This is a genomic window from Niallia sp. FSL K6-0212, assembly GCF_038007605.1.
Classification (GTDB): domain Bacteria; phylum Bacillota; class Bacilli; order Bacillales; family Cytobacillaceae; genus Niallia; species Niallia circulans.
The window spans coordinates 3,601,278-3,623,684 of the sequence record NZ_JBBOXL010000001.1 but is presented as its reverse complement, the minus strand read 5'-3'; the positions used below and the strand labels follow the sequence as shown (position 1 = coordinate 3,623,684).

General features: G+C 33.8%; 19 protein-coding genes. 6 read left to right on the top strand and 13 right to left on the bottom strand.

What is annotated here, in order from left to right; genetic code table 11:
- Positions 1-43: 43 nt before the first annotated feature.
- The gene (locus tag MHH96_RS17235; protein ID WP_047943521.1) at positions 44-1,471 is read right to left on the bottom strand and encodes a phospholipase D-like domain-containing protein; all 1,428 of its coding nucleotides are present in this window, start codon (positions 1,469-1,471) and stop codon (positions 44-46) included.
- A gap of 164 nt (positions 1,472-1,635) precedes the next feature.
- Between MHH96_RS17235 and plsY the strand changes: the two genes are divergently transcribed.
- The 4 genes from plsY to MHH96_RS17215 all read left to right on the top strand — a co-directional run bounded on the left by plsY (position 1,636) and on the right by MHH96_RS17215 (position 4,903).
- A complete protein-coding gene (gene plsY / locus MHH96_RS17230) occupies positions 1,636-2,238 on the top strand; it encodes a glycerol-3-phosphate 1-O-acyltransferase PlsY (protein WP_047943520.1) in 603 nt (200 codons plus the stop codon).
- Positions 2,239-2,347: 109 nt separating this feature from the next.
- Positions 2,348-3,172 (top strand): HAMP domain-containing sensor histidine kinase, encoded by an 825-nt coding sequence (locus MHH96_RS17225; RefSeq protein WP_341117751.1) that lies wholly within the window; start codon positions 2,348-2,350, stop codon positions 3,170-3,172.
- Between the two features lie 138 nt (positions 3,173-3,310).
- Positions 3,311-4,459 (top strand): CapA family protein, encoded by a 1,149-nt coding sequence (locus MHH96_RS17220; RefSeq protein WP_047943518.1) that lies wholly within the window; start codon positions 3,311-3,313, stop codon positions 4,457-4,459.
- A gap of 153 nt (positions 4,460-4,612) precedes the next feature.
- A complete protein-coding gene (locus MHH96_RS17215; protein ID WP_047943542.1) occupies positions 4,613-4,903 on the top strand; it encodes a HesB/YadR/YfhF family protein in 291 nt (96 codons plus the stop codon).
- A gap of 123 nt (positions 4,904-5,026) precedes the next feature.
- Here MHH96_RS17215 and MHH96_RS17210 read toward each other — a convergent pair whose 3' ends face one another.
- The 9 genes from MHH96_RS17210 to MHH96_RS17170 all read right to left on the bottom strand — a co-directional run bounded on the left by MHH96_RS17210 (position 5,027) and on the right by MHH96_RS17170 (position 15,780).
- On the bottom strand, positions 5,027-5,317 hold the full coding sequence (locus MHH96_RS17210; protein ID WP_047943517.1) for a hypothetical protein: 291 nt from the start codon (positions 5,315-5,317) through the stop codon (positions 5,027-5,029).
- A gap of 24 nt (positions 5,318-5,341) precedes the next feature.
- The gene (locus tag MHH96_RS17205; protein WP_268876323.1) at positions 5,342-5,788 is read right to left on the bottom strand and encodes an acyl-CoA thioesterase; all 447 of its coding nucleotides are present in this window, start codon (positions 5,786-5,788) and stop codon (positions 5,342-5,344) included.
- A gap of 617 nt (positions 5,789-6,405) precedes the next feature.
- Positions 6,406-8,487 carry a TerD family protein gene (locus MHH96_RS17200; RefSeq protein WP_061798907.1) on the bottom strand — a complete coding sequence of 694 codons (2,082 nt, stop codon included), beginning with the start codon at positions 8,485-8,487 and terminating at the stop codon, positions 6,406-6,408.
- 813 nt (positions 8,488-9,300) lie between these two features.
- Complete coding sequence (locus MHH96_RS17195) at positions 9,301-11,640, bottom strand: AAA family ATPase (RefSeq protein WP_328283656.1); 2,340 nt, start codon at positions 11,638-11,640, stop codon at positions 9,301-9,303.
- A 238-nt stretch (positions 11,641-11,878) separates the two neighbouring features.
- Positions 11,879-12,022, bottom strand: a complete 144-nt coding sequence (locus tag MHH96_RS17190; protein ID WP_016205356.1) for an acid-soluble spore protein N — start codon at positions 12,020-12,022, stop codon at positions 11,879-11,881.
- A gap of 64 nt (positions 12,023-12,086) precedes the next feature.
- On the bottom strand, positions 12,087-12,218 hold the full coding sequence (locus tag MHH96_RS17185) for an FbpB family small basic protein (RefSeq protein ID WP_031540139.1): 132 nt from the start codon (positions 12,216-12,218) through the stop codon (positions 12,087-12,089).
- Positions 12,219-12,435: 217 nt separating this feature from the next.
- Positions 12,436-12,933: a redoxin domain-containing protein gene (locus MHH96_RS17180; RefSeq protein ID WP_321198325.1), complete on the bottom strand. Its 498-nt coding sequence runs from the start codon at positions 12,931-12,933 to the stop codon at positions 12,436-12,438.
- A 341-nt stretch (positions 12,934-13,274) separates the two neighbouring features.
- Positions 13,275-14,207 carry a manganese-dependent inorganic pyrophosphatase gene (locus MHH96_RS17175; protein WP_047943514.1) on the bottom strand — a complete coding sequence of 311 codons (933 nt, stop codon included), beginning with the start codon at positions 14,205-14,207 and terminating at the stop codon, positions 13,275-13,277.
- Between the two features lie 238 nt (positions 14,208-14,445).
- Positions 14,446-15,780 (bottom strand): glutamine synthetase family protein, encoded by a 1,335-nt coding sequence (locus MHH96_RS17170; protein ID WP_341117745.1) that lies wholly within the window; start codon positions 15,778-15,780, stop codon positions 14,446-14,448.
- A 422-nt stretch (positions 15,781-16,202) separates the two neighbouring features.
- On the opposite strand from MHH96_RS17170, the gene MHH96_RS17165 reads away from it, so the two are divergent.
- The gene (locus MHH96_RS17165; protein WP_341117743.1) at positions 16,203-17,423 is read left to right on the top strand and encodes an aminotransferase-like domain-containing protein; all 1,221 of its coding nucleotides are present in this window, start codon (positions 16,203-16,205) and stop codon (positions 17,421-17,423) included.
- Complete coding sequence (locus MHH96_RS17160) at positions 17,423-18,406, top strand: D-2-hydroxyacid dehydrogenase (protein ID WP_047943511.1); 984 nt, start codon at positions 17,423-17,425, stop codon at positions 18,404-18,406. The genes MHH96_RS17165 and MHH96_RS17160 overlap by 1 nt, the downstream gene beginning before the upstream one ends.
- Before the next feature lie 68 nt (positions 18,407-18,474).
- Here the strand turns inward: MHH96_RS17160 and MHH96_RS17155 are convergent, their stop codons facing one another.
- From MHH96_RS17155 to acnA, 3 genes are all read right to left on the bottom strand, one after another.
- Positions 18,475-18,864 carry a rhodanese-like domain-containing protein gene (locus tag MHH96_RS17155; protein ID WP_061798913.1) on the bottom strand — a complete coding sequence of 130 codons (390 nt, stop codon included), beginning with the start codon at positions 18,862-18,864 and terminating at the stop codon, positions 18,475-18,477.
- Positions 18,865-18,946: 82 nt separating this feature from the next.
- Positions 18,947-19,495, bottom strand: coding sequence for a GNAT family N-acetyltransferase (locus tag MHH96_RS17150; protein WP_144546007.1), 549 nt, complete (start codon positions 19,493-19,495; stop codon positions 18,947-18,949).
- Between the two features lie 176 nt (positions 19,496-19,671).
- Positions 19,672-22,377 carry an aconitate hydratase AcnA gene (gene acnA / locus MHH96_RS17145; RefSeq protein WP_061798917.1) on the bottom strand — a complete coding sequence of 902 codons (2,706 nt, stop codon included), beginning with the start codon at positions 22,375-22,377 and terminating at the stop codon, positions 19,672-19,674.
- Positions 22,378-22,407 lie beyond the last annotated feature (30 nt).

Here is a 22,407-nt window from a genome sequence, read left to right as displayed (position 1 = left end):
CGTAATATTATTATTTGAAAAGGGTCAGAAATTATTAATTAAATTAATAAGTCGTAAAACCTAGTATCCTTTGCAAACGATAAATAATATAGCGAAACATGGGGAAGTTTTTTTGCTTATCTACCCCTTTTGTAAAAAGAGCCTGTTCATTTCCCCATAATTTTTGGAAATAGGTCTTTGTTTCTCTCATAATTTTTTCTTTATGGTTGGCAATTATTTTTATATCTGTTTCCAAATTAAAATCATAAAGATTTCTTTGCGTAAGATTGGCTGAACCGCTTATAATGATACTTTCTCTATCTTTCAATCTTTCTATATATAAGAGTTTCGGATGAAATTGCTCTTTTCCTGTGTTATACCATTTAATGTGAATGTTTTTTGCGGCTTTTGCTTTTCTTAGGTCAGCAACAACTGGGATATTGGGTAAGCCAATTTTTTTATTGCCAAATGCATTTTGATTTGGGTCTAATATTATATATATCCTTACATCTCTTTTAGCAGCTGCCTTTATTTCCTTGATTACTTTTTGATCTGCTAAATAGAGCATGCCTATCCAAATCGTTTCGCTTTTTTTGGTATTTTTAATTTCCTGTAGTATATGCTTACCAATTTTCCCTTCAGTTAATAATTGAATTTTCACATTAGCACTTTTCGATTCAGCTTGTTCTTTTATTCTCGGCAAATCAATCGGTTCACTTAATCTTGCTGCACTCTCCTCACTTTTTAGCAATTCGTTAAGGATATTCCCATGCACTTTAAAGGCAGCATTAGAGTGATAACCGCTTGCATTATGAATATTACCACTCGAGATAATCGCTGTTGTTTCGGTAATTATGACTTTCCGATGATTTGCTTTTATGTTAAGTAATTCTAAATAGGATATAGCTGTTACTTTTGGAGCGCTTTTTGCAAGCAAATTAGGTAGATGACCATCTCCTCTTGTTTTTAGCCACTGTCCAAACATACGCCAAAAGCCAGAATAAAGTGGATTAGAATCTCGCAAGTCATTCAGCTCTGTTTCTATCACTTTCACTCCGTTTTCTTTTAATTGCTTAAATTCTTCTGACGGATAAGAATCGTACACAGTATTAATTTTATCCGTTATAAAAATAATATTTATCATTGGTTTTTCTTGCTTTTTCTTAATTAACACTTCTGTAAACTTTTCTACTAACTTTGGATATTGCTGGTCTTCATTTGTATCTTTATTAAATAAAAACATATCAATTATGATAAATTCATTTGCTTTCTCTACTTCCTTTATCATGGAATTAATTATTTCATGCTGAACCATTCTTTTCTTTTGGTTATTTTTGTAGGTTAAATCTGTTAATAGTTCAACATCCTTCACCTGATGAATAACGCCTTCCATTGACAATCCCCTTGGCAGTGGTTTTTTCAAATGGTGATAAATGGTACTACTATAAAAAATGATAAAAATAATGAATAGAAAAAAGAATAATTGTTTCATCTTTTCCCCCCCTCTTCTCAACAAAATCCAACTTATTTCCCTTTAATTTTTACCATTAGTGGCAAGATATATAGATAATTTTTTTTGAAAAAATGATGAGTTTTCGCAATTACATGGTACAATATAAAGGCAAATAGTATACATACGTGAAGGAGAATACGAAATTGATTATTGGACTTTTAATTATACTCGCTTATTTAATTGGATCTATTCCTTCTGGACTAATAATAGGCAAATCCTTTTACAATATAGATATACGAGAACATGGCAGTGGCAACTTAGGTGGTACAAATACATTTCGAGTTCTTGGAAAAAAAGCAGGCTTTGCTGTTACAATCTCCGATATACTGAAAGGAACAATTGCAACAGTTCTCCCACTGTTGGTCACACTTATTTGGGATGTGGAAATAGATATTAATCCGCTTATAATCGGAGTATTTGCTGTTATTGGCCATATGTATCCCATTTTTGCAGGTTTCAAGGGAGGAAAAGCAGTTGCTACTTCAGCAGGAATTCTTCTTGGACACGAACCTATCTTATTCTTGATTATTGTTGCGGTCTTTTTTATTTCGCTCTATTTATCAAAATATGTGTCGCTGTCCTCAATGATTGCTGGTTTGGCGGGATTAATATATTCCTTTATTCTATGGGAAGATAAATTACTCATTATCATCCTGGCGATTCTTACAATTTTTGTTGTCTATAGACATCGAGCGAATATTAAACGAATTATTAATAAAACAGAGCCAAAAGTAAACTGGTTATAAGAAAAAAAGACCGATTATGGTCTTTTTTTCTTGGTCGAATATTTATTTGACATAAAATGATTTATTTCGTCATACCTTTTACTATAATTGTTAAAGGAGCGAATACAAAATGAACTTACCCGCTACATCTTTTCATGTATCTGACGCAACTTTTAAATGTTTTATCAATAAATGGAAGCATGTGGAGGAAAAGCTGCAAGAACAATCAGCAACCATGGAAGCACTAACAGATAGTTTGCAATCACTCTCTCTTTCCACCACTTACAGTGAAAATATTGCCAAAATGGTTACAAGTATTACACATGAAGTGCGTAATCCATTAACTTCTGTAAGTGGCTTCCTTCAATTAATCAAACAAACAAATAATGTCGAACTTATTCATCAGTACACCGATATCGCTCTTGGAGAATTAACACGTGCAAATGAGTTAATCACAGACTTTTTAACGCTTTCCAAACAACAAGCAGACGATATCACTCCATTATCTATAAACGAATTACTCCTAAATTTAATACCTATTTTTAAAAGTGAGGCTCATTTAAAAGACATAAATCTAATAACAAGATTTTCCACTGACGAACTTTTATGCAAGGGCCATAAACAACATTTAACACAGGTGTTAGTTAATATAGTGAAAAATGCTTTCGAAGCTACAAAAGAAAATCTTTCATCTATTCCAAAAGAAGTAACAATAGCCACAAGAAAACAAAGAAATCAATTAGTTATTGAGATTAAAGACAATGGATGCGGAATACCGGAAGCACAATTAAAAAACTTATTTATACCACTGCAAACAACTAAAAAAAACGGAACAGGCATGGGTCTATATGTGTGTAAACAACTAGTTGAGAAGTATGATGGAAAGATGAATATCATTAGTTCACGAGAGAAAGGTACAACTATGAGTATCTTTTTTCCGTTGTATAATTCTTAAAGTATGTACGACACAAAAAAGTTACTGAATGCCTATTTTATGTAAAAATCTCCTATTTTCCTTACAAACTAGTATTTTTTTGGTATGCTATTAAATGTAAAGAAATAAATAAAATTTAGAATTGTAAAGAGGCTAGCTATGCAGAAAAAAACACATCTATTATTCGTTTTCCTCCTTCTTCTTTTTGGTATAATCGGCATAATACTTACATATACAATAGACCATTCATCTTCTGCCTATAAAGAAGTGCGTCCTAATTCAGGAAGCGACAAAGGAAATTTAGCAAAAGAAGAATCCAGCGAAATTACATTAGCTGCAATCGGCGACATTTTAATCCATGATCGTGTCTACAATGATGCACGAGAAGGAAATCGGTTTAATTTTGATAAAATGCTAGATAATATAACAAGCGAATTAAAGAAACCTGATTTGCTAATAGCAAATCAAGAAACAATTGTTGCCGGAGAATCGATTGGTTTATCCGGATATCCTGCTTTCAATAGTCCACATGAAATTGCTGATAGTTTAAAAAAAGCAGGCATCGATATTGTCACAACGGCTAATAATCATGCCCTAGATCGTGGAGTTGATGCACAAAAGCTCTCCCTTGATTATTTAAATCAAATTGGTCTCCCTCATGTTGGAACTTACTTGTCTCAGGATGATCAAGATAAAGTCGTTGTCTTGAAGAAAAAGGGCATCAAAGTTGCTTATCTAGCCTATACTTATGGCTTAAATGGAATCCCTATTCCCGAAGGAAAAGAATATATTGTAAATATATTGGATAAAAAAAGAATGAGCAGTGAAATCCAAAAAGCAAAAAAAGAAGCAGATGTTGTCGTGATGATGATTCATTGGGGAAATGAATACCAACGGTTCCCATCTAATGAGCAAAAAGAATTGGCACAATTTCTAGTAGATGAAGGTGTGCATATTATATTCGGCAGTCATCCACATGTTTTGCAGCCAATCGAGTGGGTAAAAGGTAAAAATGGACATAAAGGATTAGTAGTCTATTCATTAGGAAACTTTTTATCTGGTCAGGACGAAGAGTATCGGGATATTGGTGGAATGGTAACTGTTACAGTCAAGAAAAAGCAATTAGGAAAGCAGACATCTATTACAATGGACGCACCTTCTTTCTATCCCACTTTTGTTTCTAGTAAGGATGAAAAAGATTATAAGATGTATCCATTACAAGTTTCAGAGCATGCAATTAATAAATATAGTCCTTCTATTTATAAAGAAATCATGGAGCATATGCAAAAAGAGGGACAAGCAGAGTAAAGTAAAATTTACAGCTCTTTAGGAATGTTTTTGAAATTATCTTAAATTCAAATATTCGATAATTCTCATCCATTCCTTTATAATGAACTTATAATTAGGAATAGAATTAAAATGCTTCAAGTAGTCGAAGCAAAATTCATAAGAGGTGTTAATATGAAAATTGTAATTAGTGACAAAGCAGCTGAGTGGTATAAAGATGAAATGATGTTAAAAGACGGTGACTATGTACGCTTCTTTGCACGTTATGGTGGATGCAGTACTGTTCAGCAAGGATTTTCATTAGGAATTTCTAATGAGCAGCCAGTTAACATTGGGGTAGAAACAGAAAAAGACGGTATCCATTACTATATCGAAGAAAAAGATTTGTGGTATTTTGATGATCATGATCTATTTGCAGATTTCAATGAAGTTGCAAATGAACCAGAATATCGTCATGCTCAATAAGTTCAATTGTTGTTTAGGGGCAAAATTTAAAAAAACAGTGAGATACATCAAGTGTCTCACTGTTTTTTTTAACAACATATTTTTTCCAGCCTTATCTTAATCAAGTGTAAAAAAACTATTTCTCTATTGTAAAGGATGGTCAATTCCTTCTTCTTTTAAAATCTTCTTTTGTGTGTCGCCTAATAGGTCAAAATGAGAATAGCCGTCATGCCGATAATGTATCCATTCCTCTTTTAAGCCATATTTCTTTCCCCAGTTTTTTAATTTCTCCAGATCCGCACAGCCAACTTTCGTAACAGTCTTACAGCCTGGAAAACGATCATCCAGCCAATAATGAGTTAAAAAAGCAATTTCTCCATTATCGATTTTTCTTTTCCATTCTATCAGTTCCTTTTTCTTCAAACCAAAGGCCATAATCGCAACCCCCTTTTGCTATTCTTACTTGTCAGATGGTTGCTTTTTAATTTCTTCATATTTATTAAACCATTCTGGAAACATCTTTTTAAACGATTTAGGTCTAAATGTTTCTTTTGAGACTATAATATGCGTAGTAGTACCCTCTACACAAACTTCATCGTCCTGATTAATAATCTGATATCCGTATACAGTTTTTATGCCATCATTTGTTTCTACCCAGGTTTTCACCTTTGCCTGATCTCCATAGCGTAATGGCTTTTTATATTGAGCATACACATCATATACAGGGGCGAAATACCCCTTATTCTCCATTTCTAAATAACTATACCCAAGATCTTCAATTAAACCTGTTCTTCCTCGTTCAAAAAATTTAAGATAATTCGCATGATAAATAACACCCATCATATCGGTATCAGCATAATATAATTCAATATTCCTAGAACTCACATATACCACGGTTTCTAGCACTTCCTTTACTCAACTTTTTATAAAATAATCACCATTTTTATCACTCTGTGATAACGTTAAATTTCGCAACTGCATCAGATATGCCAATTGATGTAATATATGACCATAGGTTCTTAAAAAGATTTTTATTGTCCAGCAATTATATATAAGCTGTTTTATTAAATAACTCTTTCACCTAGTCTCATAAATTCATCAACTAAATTACTTATAATAGCGACTTACACTTTCTCTTTTTTATTTATTCAACAAATTCTTTTAATACAGTCATAATATTACTCATTTTATGTATGTAAATGGTATCAACTAGAATTTAATTTTTCATTAGAAAGCATTTTAAGTAGTCCGATTCCTTGGTTTTTACTGCTTCAAAACAAAGAAAGGAGTACCACCGAATATTATCCATAATACTACATCTTTTAAATAAATCCAATTCAATAAAAGGTCAGGGCTATTATCACCCTAACCTTTATAAAGGAAATTGTCATATCTAATTCATTCACACAGATTGTAGTTTGAAGGAAGATATAACATAGCCTTAATTATACAATCGGGGAATTTGCTCATCTAATTCAGGAAGATGGATATAGAAGGAAGACGAGCAATAGCCCAATTTTAACTTATAAATATTGTGACACAATTACATCCTGGTCAAAAGGAGTAACACCTTGATTTATAGAAAATACAATATCTGCCTCTTCTATATTATCACATTTTTCCCCTCTTGCCTTAATATTCAATTCTATTAACTCATAAAGATTAGGTTTAATTAAAGTAGTCATTGCTTTACCCATTAATACCATACCTATTTTATTACCTTCCACATTATTGTAATAATCAGGATTGTTTCTAAGTGCTATATCTGTCCATATCACTTTGTTTTCATGAAGATCGATTATCATAGGTATACTTACTCTAGCTTCAGAAGTTACATCCATTCTGTTCTCGACTGTCTTAGGTTCGTAAATTTCTCCAGAATTAGGATTTTCCCTATCCATCCATCCCATAAAACATTCGGGTAACTCACTAAAAGTTTGACCAGTAAAGGATTGAATTGAAAGTACTATATATCTTCCTCCAAATTTTCTAACAGAATCAATTTCTAAATCGATAAATTCACTTGCTCCATGAGGAGCTGAAGTAATATCCCCACTATGAAAAGCTTTATACTTTGATGATCTCAGATTTGTATAGGACACATGCTCTAAATAATTCCAATTATCATCATACATTACTGCAGACAAATCTATATCTGCCCTATCCAAATTATTTTCTTTCCAATAAATAAAGGAGCGAATAGTACTGGTTGAATCGCTTATATCTAATTTTGAACCTCTTACTACTGATTTAAGTGATTTACTTGCTGACCGTTGCGAAAAAGGCACAAGATAATTTTTTAATGATTCATCTAGATAAACCTTACCAAGATAGTCCCTTTTCTTATACTCATTTACTAAACTATTTTCGCAGATTTGTACTATGCTATTGCATATATTCTCCTCAATCTCAGGAAGGTTATTATCTATGACAAATAATTTAGCAACATTACCTTTAGGGAAAAATGTTCTTTTCTCTTTTTGATTATTTCTATTTTTAAAGTGCTCTCTAACTTGCAATAGCACTGTAGTTTCAACACTATCCGCCACATTTTTAAATTCATTTAGTATTACATTTGGGTTAGTATGCAACCTTATTAAATGATCTAATTTACGTGCGAATTCCCCTGGTCTTTTCACTAATAAAGATAATGCTTGATCCATTCTATTATTTTCTAACGCATCAGTTAACACACCATTAAATGTTTGAATTGGTTGATTATTTCTCAGCTTAGTAAAAGCCTCTTTTACTTTTTCATATCTTTTGAATTCTGTAGGATGTAATCTTTCACCTAATCTAATCCATCTATTCTTATATCGTTTCATATCCTCTTCAATATTAGAACAATTTTCTAATAAGGACATTAATAAACGTCTTTCCTTACGTTTGAAACTTTTAAACTTTGTATTAGTTGCTAAACTAATATCTCCTTCTGACATAGCAACTGCAATTCTTAATACATCAGTAGCTATCTTTACATAATCAAATAATACAGAAGTATTTATGTTATTATGCAGTAACAATTTAGATAACAAAGCTAAATTTTCTTTTGAAGGTATTTCTTTAGGTAAGATATTGTTAACTTTGTCAGGATATTCATTGAAAAACCATCTTAAATCCTCTTTATCAGTTTCAGAAATAGAAGTTTTAGAAGATAATAGATTTATAAAAATACTTTCAAATTCTTCCTCGGTACCTATCTCTATTACTTTCTTGGTTGTTATATCATATAATGGTAATCTCTCTTCTTTTTTATAATTAGGAAGTAATGATCCAAATGACCAGTAATGAAAAATAGCATTAATGAATAACTCGGAGTTATCTGCATCCATTACTTGGTGAGGAAAGTTAGGATACATTGGATTGTATTGTTTGTTAGCTCCTACTAACTCTTTTAAATTTTTAATTAAAGCAATGTAGAAACTGTTTAATTGACTTGTGGAATATGTATATAGGATTTCAATAATATTTTTCGATAATGTAAATCCCAAATTATCAATGTTTAATAATATTGTCGCAATGTAGTTTTTCTGTGGAGTTTTTTCATTACCTATATTCAATAGTAATTTGTTTTTTCTTCTTAGGTAAATATCATTTATAACCATTTAATCACTCCAATTGTAAAATAACTCTAACACTTCCATCCACACACCATACTTATTTTAATTTTACATTTCATCTTCACTTTTCACCCTGTTTCTATCTGACTTTCTCCATAATATTCTTGCAGGCTCTTTAGATTTGTATTTATTTTACTTTTTTTTGTCTAAATTTTTAATACTAAGACGTACCAAGAGCAAATATATACCTTCAAACGCATCAAGATCGATTTAAAATCTGTTTCTTTTAAGTCTGTGGCTAAGGAGTTCTACGAGTGAGTATTTCATTTGCCCAATAATGAAAGTGTACCTAATATAAGTTATTTATTTTTTCTCTTTCAGCCTCAGTTTTTTCTTATACATATAGGCCACAAATTCTTCCTCACGATTTCCATTTCTTAATATTACGTTTATTTTTCTCCATTCACTCTCAGAAAACAAAGAAATGCCACCCTTCTAAGCTCTCCCCACACCTACAACTATGTCCCTTCTAGAGACTAACATTGAATAGATAAACAAATCGACGCATATTTTTTACTACTTGTTGTCACCGTGATTATCATGGATGGTCCTTAATCACAGCAATTTGTTAATTATTTGAATAATTCAGGATAAGTTAGGAAAAAACAGTAAGGTAAAAACCACATAAGAAACGCCTGTAAATCCCTATATATCAAGGTTTATGCTTTAATTGTTTGAAACTTATCCTTTTATATCATTGGTTAACGAGACCCCGATCATATCGATATCAGCATAATACAATTCTATATCCCTTCTGGAGATAAAGTAATTAATTGTCCATCCATATTCGTCCCCAGCCTATTCATCGATTTTCTTTTTCTCTTTTAGCACACTTTCGATATCCTCAGCAGTTATTGTAGAAACATCTGCATCTATTCCTTGTTCCAATTGTTCAGATAATCGTAAAGCCTGTAATTGAACTGCTTCATCGATTAAATTAGTTGCAAATCGTCCATTTCCGTCTGTAGAAACAGTCGGCAGCATATTTTGCAGTAATTGGATTGCATCAGTTGATAATAAATAATCGTATTTACCCGCATATAACTGCATGATTTCAACTAATTCTGCTGCAGAATAATCTTCAAAATGGATAAACTTTTTAAACCTTGACGTTAATCCTGGATTGCTTTGTAATAGAGTATTTGTTTCATTCGGATATCCTGCGAGAATAACAACTAAATTCTCATTGTGCTTTGTCATTTCCATGACTAATGTATCAACGACCTCTTTACCAAAATCCTGACCGCTATTTCCTACTAAGGAATATGCTTCATCGATAAATAGCACCCCGCCAAGCGCTTCTCTTATTTTTTTTCTTGTCTTGATAGCTGATTGACCAACATAGCCGGCAACAAAGTCAGCTCTACTTGTAACAACTAAGTGACCTCTTTTTAATATTCCGCAATCCTTAAGAAACTGGGCGTATAATTTAGCAACAGTAGTTTTACCGGTACCTGGATTTCCCGTGAAGACAGCGTGCAATTGAATAGGCAGATTCTTTTTGGCTTTAGCCTGTCTTAATTGCTGCACTTTAACAAGCGCAATAATTTTTTTTATTTCCTCTTTTACTTTTGACAAACCAATCAATTCATTAAGCTCTTTTGCAGGATCAATTTGTTTGTCCTCTTCTTCACAAACAAAATCAGCTTCTTGCAATAGTGTATATTTAAATATTTCTTGTTCGTTTGCTTTGCGAGAGCCTTTGCTGAATATTGCATCCAGCACAATATTACGAACAGCTCGAGCATTTCCAAAGCTCTCATCAACTTGTTCTCTCTCAAGCCTTTTTAGCAATGCCTTTTTTCCGTCCTCTGTCATGACATAGTCATTCGCAGAAGCAATTCTTTCTCCAATCACCAATAATTCCGATGGTGTATAATCAGGCAAATGAATCATATTAGAAGCAGGAAACCGACTTCTTAAACCATGATTCCCGTCCAAAAATTGGCGCATTTCTTCAGGATATCCCGCTAAAATGACAGCAAATTTACCACCAAATTCTGAACCTGTCATTAAAGATACAAGAGTATCTATTGCTGTTTGGCCATAATCATTTCCAGACTGACCCTCTCTTTTTAGACTATAGGCTTCATCGATAAATAAGACACCGCCAACCGCTTGTTTTACAACAGAACGGACATTTTCCTCTGTTTGGCCCATAAAGCCGCCGATTAATTGAGAACGGTCAGTTTCCACTACTTCAGCGCTTGGCAGTACGCCTAATTCATGATAAATTTTTGCCATCAACCTTGCCAAAGTAGTTTTCCCAGTACCTGGATTTCCAGTAAAGATCATATTCAAGCTTAATTCATCTTGAATATTATAACCTAGCTTTTTCCGAGATTTTTGATAATGCAAAAATTGATAAAAATCATGAACTCTTTTTTTTACAGCATCTAACCCAATCATTTGCTGCAGTTCTTCTAAAGAGGAAAGAGTCTTGTTGTCTTCCTCATCCTCTTCTACAAATAGACTTGTCCATTCATCTTTTAATTCAGTCAGTTCTTCAATTAATTTTTTTACACTCTCATAATAAATCGATGTGTGAAAAACACCACTAATAGACTCTTCATACTCTTCAGCTGATTTTAATAACTGAGAAGTTTTCTCCATTACCTTTTGTAATAACTCTTCAATTGCTTCATATTTTGCAAGAGCTTCCACATTTTCATATAAGGAGGCATTTTTTTTCTGATTTTGCAGATGGACAGCTTCCTCATCCATCTGTTCTAAAAACGAGCGGCAATTATTAATATATTGCTCAGCGATTTTTCGTTTGGCGGTCCGATTATCCGTTTCGCGAATATTAGGAAAGACCAGTGAATCCAGTAAGCCGCTGAAATTTTTCCAATCGAATTGGGAAAGGTATTTTTGAGCTGTTTTATTCTCTTCATCCAGCTCAATCGCTTTATTTAGCCAGGCAACTGCGATCGTATCTTCTTGATTGATGTGCATTCTTGATAAGGCAGCAATCGTTAATAACTGAGAGATTTCTTTTCCATTCTCAGCCTCAGTTAATTTTTGTATTTCATTTAAAATTTTCTTTTCATCCTGTACAAATCCATGTTCTTCAAATTCCTTTTCTATCAGGAAAATTTCTGGATATTTTCTATTTGTAATTATTTTCTCGTTATTCAATACATTCACATCTCTTAATAAATTTAATTCCTTATTAATACTAACATATTCCTTCTTTTTCGTTAATGATTATGTACTTTTCACACTGTGTTAATCTAATAACCATTAATATATGCAGGATGCAATATACTATCCCTGAAAATGTGTAACTCAATTATAAAAAACAAAAAAGCAATAGCCTCAATTAAAAAAGAAGCCATTGCTTTTTATTCTTCTTCCTTTATTCCATTGGAAGGATTTATTCGCCCTTTGTTTGTATTACTTGAGCATGTTGTCCTGATTTATCCTGCATTTGCTTTCCTTTGTTCCCGCCGAAGCTTCTAGATTTAGTTCCAATATGACTCGGTACAAAGTGTTTGCTGTCTTTTTTAGGATTACTCATCATATCATCTCCTTCTACCATAGTTTGTTCAAAAGAACAAGTAGAATTGATGGTAATTTCTACATTAACGAGCTTTTTTCAAATGCTTTCTTTCTAACCGTTCCTCAATTTTTTCAATCGCTTCTCTATCCTTTAGTAATTGCATTTTATTTTCTAATACAAGTTCCTGAAATGAACGTTTACGAGGTTTTCTCATCTTTATTCTCCTTTAATAAGTATTTTGTATTTCCATATTTCCCAAAAAATTAGATAATTATTACAATAAAAAGAAATAATCTTTAAATCTATTTGAAAAGTTTATTTTTTCAGAAAATAAACAAGGCGTGCACTCCTTTGTTACATTTGTAATTATAGTATATGTTATACCCGTTGTAAAGCGCTTACAATGTTAATTTTTTGTGAACTTTACTCTGTTAGTCTTTTGTCATTTCCATCATTTGTTGAAGTGTTAACATAGTGAAGCCCTTTTTAATAATAATTCCATCTTCATTAAGAAAAAACGTTGTGGGAATACTTAGAATGTCATACTGATTTGAAACCATATCGTTATTATCTATTAAGATCGGGAATGTTAAATTTCTTTCCTTCACAAACTGTCTAACTCCCTTTTCATTTCCACCATCCACATTCACCGCTAGAACAATCCAGTGATCTTGCTTTTTTTTAGAAAAAGTTTCTATATCAAGCATTTCTTTTTTACAAGGTGGACACCAAGTTGCCCAAAAATTTATCATGACTGATTTTCCTCTATAATCAGATAAGCGCACTGTCTTTCCATTTAAATCTTTCAGTTTAAAATCTGGTGCTTCCTCCCCAATATTTAAACCAGTGTTTGCTTCTACATTAGTGGACATAATAAAGAAAAAGCTAGAAAAAACCATGAATATAAAAATAGTTGTTTTTAGTGACACTATGCCCTCCTCCTCTTATTTGATAAAGTATTTTTTCTAAATTCTATTGTAAACTTACTTATAGATTAACCAATTTATTTATATTTATTAGTTTGAGTGCGTAAAATTAGTTGAATTTATAACAGAAAGATGATTTGCACTCTAGTTATAGTGGCAGTTTTTTTCCCTTAGTAGCTGAGACACAAGAAACCCAACCAAATATAAACCCGAACAATCATATGTAGACCAATAAAAAAGACAGATCCATTCACCATGCGAACAGACCTGCCTCTTATCCTCTATTTCAATTGTTTGCTTTCCAAATCAGTACCATGTGTTAAAAAGATTATTTAAACAAGGAATTATAGCGCTTCAAAAGTCTCTGTTAAAACTGGTACGATTTGTTTTTTACGAGATACGACACCTTTTAATAATGCGCTATTATTTTCTAATGATACATTAAATGCCTTCTCTACTGTTTCTGCTTTATTGCCTAAAGCAACACCAACAGAATCGTTATTTAAAATATCCGTTACGACAAGCAAGAATAAATCTAATCCTTTTTTGTCGATGATTGCTTGAATAGACGTTTCTAATTCAGCTTGTTTAGAAATGACATCATTTGTATCAACTGCATTCACTTGTGCAATTTCTACTTTATATGTACCCATTGTAAATTCTTTTGCATCGATGCTTAGTAATTGTTCAACCGTTTTATCACTTAAATCAGCACCCGCTTTCAGCATGTCTAATCCGTACTGTTCTGCATTTACACCAGCAATTTCTGCTAATTCCTTGGCAGCTTGTACATCTTGGTCTGTGCAAGTTGGTGATTTAAATAATAAGGAATCAGAAATAATAGCTGAAAGCATTAATCCAGCAACTTCTTTCTTGATTTCTACATTATTTTCTTTATACATTTTATTTAATATAGTTGCCGTACAGCCCACTGGTTCCGCTCGGTAATATAAAGGATCACTTGTCTCGAAATTAGCGATACGATGGTGATCAATTACCTCTAAAATCGTTACATCTTTAATGTCTTCCACACTTTGCTGGAATTCATTATGGTCTACCAAGATAACTGAATTAGCTTCTGAAGCTGCCTTTTCAATAAAACGAGGAGCTTCTGTTTTAAAATAATCTAATGCAAACTTTGTTTCTCCACTAACGTCACCAAGACGAACAGCTTCTGCTTCTACTCCAAGTGCCTTTTTTAATTCTGCATACGCAATCGCAGAACAAATAGTATCCGTATCCGGATTTTTATGACCAAATATCAATACTTTTTCCATTTAGCAAATCTCCTTATTACAATAATCTGATGACGTATCCATTCTGTTTCATACATCCTTCTTTATTTTATCATAACTTACCGGAATTTAAAGAAAAGAACATAAAAAAGAATAGGCAAATCCCCTATAGACATTATGAATACTACCCTAAATGCTTGAATAAAAAGAAAAACTGCAAATCAACAACCCGAAAAGGTGGTTATTTGCAGTTTATGGAATCGTCTATTTAACTTGTAAATTAGAATTTATATTGATAGTTTTCAATTTCCCAAGTATGGATTGTTGTACGGTAGCTATCCCACTCTTCTTTCTTAGCAGCAACATACTCAGTGAATACATGCTCTCCAAGTGTTTTAAGACCAATTTCTCCTGCTTCGAGTTCAGCAATTGCAGCTTCTAATCCACCAGGTAAACTGTCAATTCCAAGTTCTTCACGACGCTCATCTGTCATATGGAAGATATCTTCATTAATTGGTGCTGGTGCTCTTAAACCTCTTTCCACTCCATCTAAACCTGCTGCAGCAATAACAGCAAATGTTAAATATGGATTAGATGATGGGTCTGGACAACGAAGCTCCACACGAGTAGCCATTCCACGTTTTGCAGGAATACGGATTAATGCAGAACGATTGGATGCTGACCATGCTAAGTAGCAAGGTGCTTCATATCCTGGTACTAAACGCTTATAAGAGTTTACTAGTGGATTGGTAACAGCTACGAAACTCTTAACATTTTCTAAAACACCTGCAATAAATGAATAAGCTGTTTCAGATAATTCTAAATCATCGTTCGCATCATAGAAGCAATTTTCTCCATCTTTAAAGAATGACATATTAACATGCATTCCTGAACCATTAATTCCGAATACTGGTTTTGGCATAAACGTTGCGTGTAAACCATATTGAGAAGCGATTGTTTTCACAACCCATTTATATGTTGTCGCCAAGTCAGCTGCAGTTAATGCATCTGCATATTTGAAGTTAATCTCATGTTGACCTTCTGCTACTTCATGGTGAAGTGCTTCGATAGTGAAGCCCATTGCTCTTAATGTTTTGAAAATTTCAACACGGACTTTTTCTCCTAAATCCTTTGGTGATGGTTCAAAATAGCCGCCTCTATCCCCTAATTCTGTAGTTGGATATCCATTTTCGTCGGTTGCAAATAGGAAGAATTCTAACTCTGGGCCGACAGAAATACTATATCCATTTTCAGCAGCACGCTCCACTGTTTTCTTGAGAACATTACGAGTATCACCTTCAAATAAAGAACCATCAGGATTTGTTACAGAACAAAGGAACCGTGCTTCTGAATATCCTTCTGTTTCAGTCCAAGGCAAAACTGCGAATGTGTTTAAGTCTGGTAATAAATAAGAATCTGATTTGTTAATAGGAGAAAATCCTTTAATGGATGAACCGTCAATCATGATTTTTCCTTCAACAGCATCATCTAATTGTTGAGCAGTAATTGTAATATTTTTTAAAATTCCTTCAATATCCACAAATTGTAGATGTAATAATTCTACATTTTTTTCTTTTACAATACTATCAATTTTCTCTAATGTAATTTCACTCATGTTAACTTACCTCACAATTCATGTTCTATTATCTAACTTGATTACATTATAAGAAAAAAATTCTGTTAAAACAATGTTTTTTTTAAATTTTTTAAAAATTTTATTAGGTAGCGTTTACATTTATTTCTTTGTGAATTTTCCTTTTTTCACATATATCATGTTAGATAGTTGCTGTAATTTTTGTCGAATGATGGTCAAATGTAAGATTATTGACCGAAACAGATATTTGCCAATATGGATAGCGATAAGAGAAACTTATTATAAAAATAACAAAATTCCGAATATTCGTTATTTAACTATGTTTTTATCGAGCTATCTCTTGTTTTCTCTCATTTTTAGGCATTTTTAATATTTCCCATCACGAAATAAATAGCTTATATTCATAAATAAAGCTTTTAATTAATTTTTGGACGGTGATATGCATGCAATTATTAAAACCTTTTTCCTATAGTAGAAGATTTCCTAACATCGAGGTAATTGGTTCCGCCTTTGCGGGTAATCAGGATAATCTGATCCCCTTATCATTTGGATTTCCGGCACCTGAATCACTTCCGGTTGATAAAATGACCGCTGCTACAGAAGCTGCCATGCAAACACAAGGAAGATATGCATTAGCTTATAGTGGTGGAGCAGGAGTGAATGATATAATTAACTGGATTAAAGAAAGATCAAAGTTACGCGAGATAAAAGCCAAGGAGAATGAAATACTTGTAACTGCAGGCAGTTCACAGGCAATAGATTTAGTCACAAGAACCTTAACCGACCCTGGTGATGAAATATGGGTGGAAGCACCTACATTCTTCGGCGCACTGAAAACATTTCAGTTGGCAGAAACGAAATTAACTTCTTTCCCTATTGATGAAAATGGCTTAAGAGTCGATTTAGTGGAACAGGAATTAAGCGAAAGAGTTAAAAATAATTTACCACTCCCTAAATTAATGTATGTTATACCGAATTTTCAAAATCCCGGAGGAGTTAATCTATCAGTAGACAGAAGAAAACGCCTTGCCGAATTAGCATACGAGTATAATTTCTTTATTATCGAAGATGATGCCTATGTTGAGCTTTCTTTTGATGGAACATTTTCTCCAGCTATTTATTCGTACGGGCCAGAAAGAGTCGTTTACTTAAGTACTTTTTCCAAAATAATCGCCCCAGGTTTACGACTCGGCTGGGCTATTGGCTTAACGGAAATCATCGAAAAGATGCGGATTTTAAAAATCGATGGGTTAACAAGCGTTTATGTTCAAGAGGTAACAAAAAATTTACTTGATCAAATCGATATGGATGAACATATTAGCTATTTAAATTCCCTTTATTTATCGCGTAAAAATGCTATGGTTTCAGCGATAAAACAATATTTTGGTAATGATGTTACCTTTCATGAAGCAAATGGCGGATTTTTCCTTTGGATTACCTTCCCTTGCCATATTGATACAAGTGAATTTATTGATGCTGCAGCATCAGCCGGAGTTTCCTATATCGCTGGTAAGCATTTCTTCTTAAAAGATGAAGGATATAATCATATGCGATTAAGCTTTACATTCTGTCAGGAGGACATCATTGAAGAAGCCATTAAACGACTCGCAAACATTTATTATGAGTATGTAAATAGCAAACAAATAATTGAGGGAGTAAATTAATGATTAAAAGGAAATTAATTCCGAAAATTTATATCCGGAGAACTATTCCACAAAAGTATTTAGATAAAATAAAATCCACTGGAGGAGAATATATAGTAGATCCATGGCAATATGGGGAGCCCGAACCGCCAATAAGCCAAGATATTAGTGGTTGCAATATTGTCTTGACTTTGGGATTAACAGATTCATTAGCCATCACTAAACAAGCGCCCTATCTTAAATGGGTGCAGTCTTTAAGTGTTGGCTTAGATGCACTTTTAACAGAGGAAATCAAAAAGAATGATATCGTCATTACGAATACAAAGGGATGTACTTCTGTTCCTATAGCAGAGCATACAATTGCAATGATGACTGGTTTAGCGAGGGGAATTTCTTATATGATTCGGAATCAGTTAAATCGAAGGTGGACACCTACCCCTATAACTGATCTTTCAGGGGCAACCGTTGCGATTATTGGTTATGGGGAGATTGGCAAGCAAATCGCAAAACGTGCTAAAGCACTTGATATGTTTGTGATCGGCTGCAAAAAAAGACCGTCCATACATGCAACTGACGATCCTGCCGATAAAATTGTTGGGCTTGATCAGCTAGAATCAGTGATGGCAGAAGCTGATTTTTTAATTCTAGCTTTACCTTCAACGCCAGAAACGTACCATCTTATTAATAAAGAAAAATTAGAAAGCATGAAAAAAACTAGTTTTTTAATTAATATCGGAAGAGGAAATACAATTGTGGAAGAAGAGCTCATTAATCACTTAAAAGAAAAGAAAATTGCAGGAGCAGCTCTTGATGTCTTCGAAACAGAACCTTTACCACCGCAACATCCTATTTGGCAACTGGAGAATCTGATTATATCACCACATAATGCATATTTTTCTCCCAATACTCTTGAGCGCTATATGGATTTATTCTTGGAAAATATCGAGCGCTTCAAAGAAGGCAAAGAACTTTTGAACGTCGTCGATAAACAATTAGGTTATTAAAAAATAAGGAAATACAATTACTGCCGATAAACATTTGTTTACCGGCAGATTTAACCAAATATCTTATATTATACTGTTTCAAAGCCCTCTTTTTTCCAAGCGGTAGTTCCACCCTCAATGAAGACTACATCTGTGAAGCCCATTTGCTTTAATAGGTAGGCACCAAGTGACGCTTGTCCTCCAAGACCACATGTAACAATAACTGGACGGTTGCGATCCGCTAATTCTGGATCTCTCAATTCTTCTGGTAATTCCAAATCTGCGCGAATTGGCAGCATTCCTAAAGAGATGTTAACGGAACTAGGAATTAAACCACAAGCACCGGCATCTGTAGCATCTTGAACATCAATTATGTAAGTATTAGGATTTTCTTCGATTTTCTTTTTCGCCTCAACGGAAGAAATACCTTGAACATTTTTTCTAGCCTCTTCTACCATTTTTCCAAAAGTTAATGCCATATCTTCATCACTCCTTTATTATCTAACATATACATAGTAACAAAGTTTATTCTAAATTACTAATGAATCGTTTTCCATACCTTTAGGAGAAAAATCGAGACATTATAATGGTAGAATAATATTCTCCGTTAGTTAATCGTTTATCTTTTTTTAAGACTCCTTCTATTTCAAAGCCAAATCGTTTATATAGTTTAATCGCTTTTTCATTTAATTCTATAACCGATAATGTCATTTTTGTAATATCATTTTCCGCTCCCCAATTTATGGAAGCTTCTAATAAATGGCTACCTATTTGATATCCCCAATATTCCTTTAAGACAGCAATACCGAATTCCACTTTATGCTTAAGACGCCGCAAGTTAGAACCCTCACAGCGAGAAAAGCCAATAATTTGCCCATCTTCTCTCTCTGCAATTAAAAACAAATGATTTGGCTCTTCGCTATCTGAGCGGATTAAGTGTATAAATTCTTTTTCAGTAAGTACTCCCTCTCCAGGTTCGCGATCTAGAAAAGTTGTTTCTCCATCTATCTGTAACCTAACACTAGCAAGCTGTTCTGCATCACTTTCCTCCGCACTTCTTATTATATAAGGAAGCTTATTCACATCATAGCGTACAGGAATTATTTTCATAAAATAGCTTTCTCCTTAAGTTATAGTTTTTGATTAAGTAAAATGGACTATTAGAGAGAATGACAAAAACTCTCTCTATAAAGAGACTTTTTTACTAACTTGTGAGCAAAGAAATTTACCCAAATATTAGAAAAATAATGTCAACTTTAAATAGTGAGAGTTTTTCTCTTAATCTATTAGTTTTTTAATTTATCACGTAATACCATTGGTAAAATACCACCATGACGATAATAATCAATCTCTACTTCTGAATCGAAACGTACTAATGCTTCAAATGTGATTTTCTTACCATCTTCCGTAGTAGCTGTAACTTCTAGGAAATCACGTGGTTTAACTGTTTCATCTACATAAACATTGAATGTTTCTTTTCCAGTTAATCCTAAGCTTTCCGCATTCTCGCCTTCTTTAAACTGTAATGGAAGTACTCCCATTAACACTAAGTTAGAACGATGAATTCTTTCGAAGCTTTCTGCGATAACCGTCTTAATGCCTAACAGATTTGTTCCTTTTGCAGCCCAGTCACGAGATGATCCCATTCCGTAATCTTTTCCTGCAATAACCATTAAGCCAGTTCCTTCGTCTTTATACTTCATACATGCATCATAAATGGAGGTAACTTCCCCAGTTGGCCAGTGCGTAGTGAAACCACCCTCTGTACCTGGAGCAATTTGGTTACGAATACGGATATTCGCAAATGTCCCTCTCATCATTACTTCGTGGTTACCACGACGAGAGCCATATGAGTTGAAATCACGTGGCTGTACACCATTATCTTTTAGGTACTTACCTGCAGGAGTATTTACACCAATGGCACCAGCTGGAGAAATATGGTCAGTCGTTACAGAATCACCGAATTTCCCTACAACTCTTAAGCCTTTTAATGGTAATACTTGCTCTGGATCAGGTTTTAAGCCCTCGAAGAATGGCGGGTTTTGAATATAAGTAGAAGTATCATCAAAGCTATATAAAGAATCGCTGCTTGTTTGAATTTCATTCCAGCGTTCGTTATCATCAAATACTCTTTCATATTCTTTATTAAATAGTTCAGGTGTAACTGTACGATGAACTACTTCATTTACTTCTTCTGTAGATGGCCAAATATCCTTGAAGAATACATCATTACCATCCTTATCTTTTCCAATTGGTTCTTTTTGCAAGTCAATATCAACAGTACCAGCAAGAGCATATGCAACAACTAATGGCGGTGAAGCTAAATAGTTTGCTTTTACTAGTGGGTGGATACGTCCTTCAAAGTTACGATTACCAGATAGCACACTTGTTACAAGTAAATCAGAATCCGCAATAGCCTTCTCGATTTCCTCGCGAAGCGGACCAGAGTTACCAATACATGTAGTACATCCATATCCTACAAGGTTGAAACCAATTTGTTCTAAATAAGGAAGAAGACCAGAATCTCTTAAATAGCCAGTAACTACCTTTGAACCTGGTGCTAGAGATGTTTTCACAAACTTCGGTACTTCCATTCCTTTTTCGACTGCTTTTTTCGCAACTAAGCCTGCACCAACTAATACATATGGATTCGATGTATTTGTACAGCTTGTAATTGCGGCGATAGCAACAGAACCTGTTTTCATTGTAGTAGAATCCCCATTTGCAAAGTTCACTACTACTTCTTTATCAAATTCGTCTGCTTTTAAGCCAAACCCTTGGTTTCCTTCTGGAGCTGTTACAGACGCATTGAATACCTCTTTCAATTTAGAAAGTGGAATTAAATCTTGAGGACGCTTTGGACCAGAAAGATTTGGCTCAATTTCTGCTAAGTCAATTTCTACAACATCCGTATAAACCGGTTCTAAGTTTGGATCAAAGAATAAACCGTTTTCCTTACAGTAAGCTTCAACCACATTAATTTGCTCTTCAGAACGCCCAGTTAGTCTCATATAAGCTAAAGATTCATTATCAACTGGGAAGAAACCGCATGTTGCTCCATATTCTGGTGCCATATTCGCAATAGTTGCCCGATCAGCAAGTGGTAATTGCGGCACACCAGGTCCGTAGAATTCAACAAACTTTCCAACTACTCCTTTTGCACGAAGTACTTGCGTTACCTTTAAGGCTAAGTCTGTTGCAGTAGAGCCATTTGGCATTTCGCCAACAAGTTTTACCCCTACAACTTCTGGAACTGGAAAATAAGAAGGTTGTCCTAACATACCTGCTTCCGCTTCGATACCACCAACACCCCAGCCAAGAACACCGATACCATTAATCATCGTTGTATGAGAATCAGTACCTACTAATGTATCAGGGAATGTTTCATACTCGCCTTCAGCTGTTTCATTTACATGTACTACATTTGCTAAATATTCTAAATTCACTTGGTGAACAATACCAGTTGCAGGCGGAACAGCACGATAGTTATCAAATGCCTTTTGCGCCCAGCTTAAAAATTGATATCTTTCTGCATTTCTTTCAAATTCTAATTCCATATTTGCTTTTAATGCATCCGGAGTTCCATATTTATCAACCTGAACACTATGGTCGATAACTAAATCAACTGGTTTCTCTGGATTAATCTTACTAGGATCTCCCCCTAGGTCAGCCATTGCTTTACGTAAAGATGCAAGGTCAACCACCGCTGGAACTCCTGTGAAATCCTGGAGGATTACCCTCGAAGGTTTGAATGGAACATCAATTTCCTTTACCTCATCTGTTCCCCATTTTGCGAGGTTTTCTACATGCTCTTGTTTAATAACAAAATCATCCATTTGTCGCAAAACTGATTCTAGTAATACCTTGATAGAGTACGGTAATTTCGATACTTTACCGATCCCAGCTTTTTCTAATGCTGCTAATTGATAGTAGTGATAACGCTTCCCACCCACTTCAAACGTTTGGCGGGCATTATAAAAATCTTTTGCCATATGTATTACCCCCTCATTGTAATCATATAC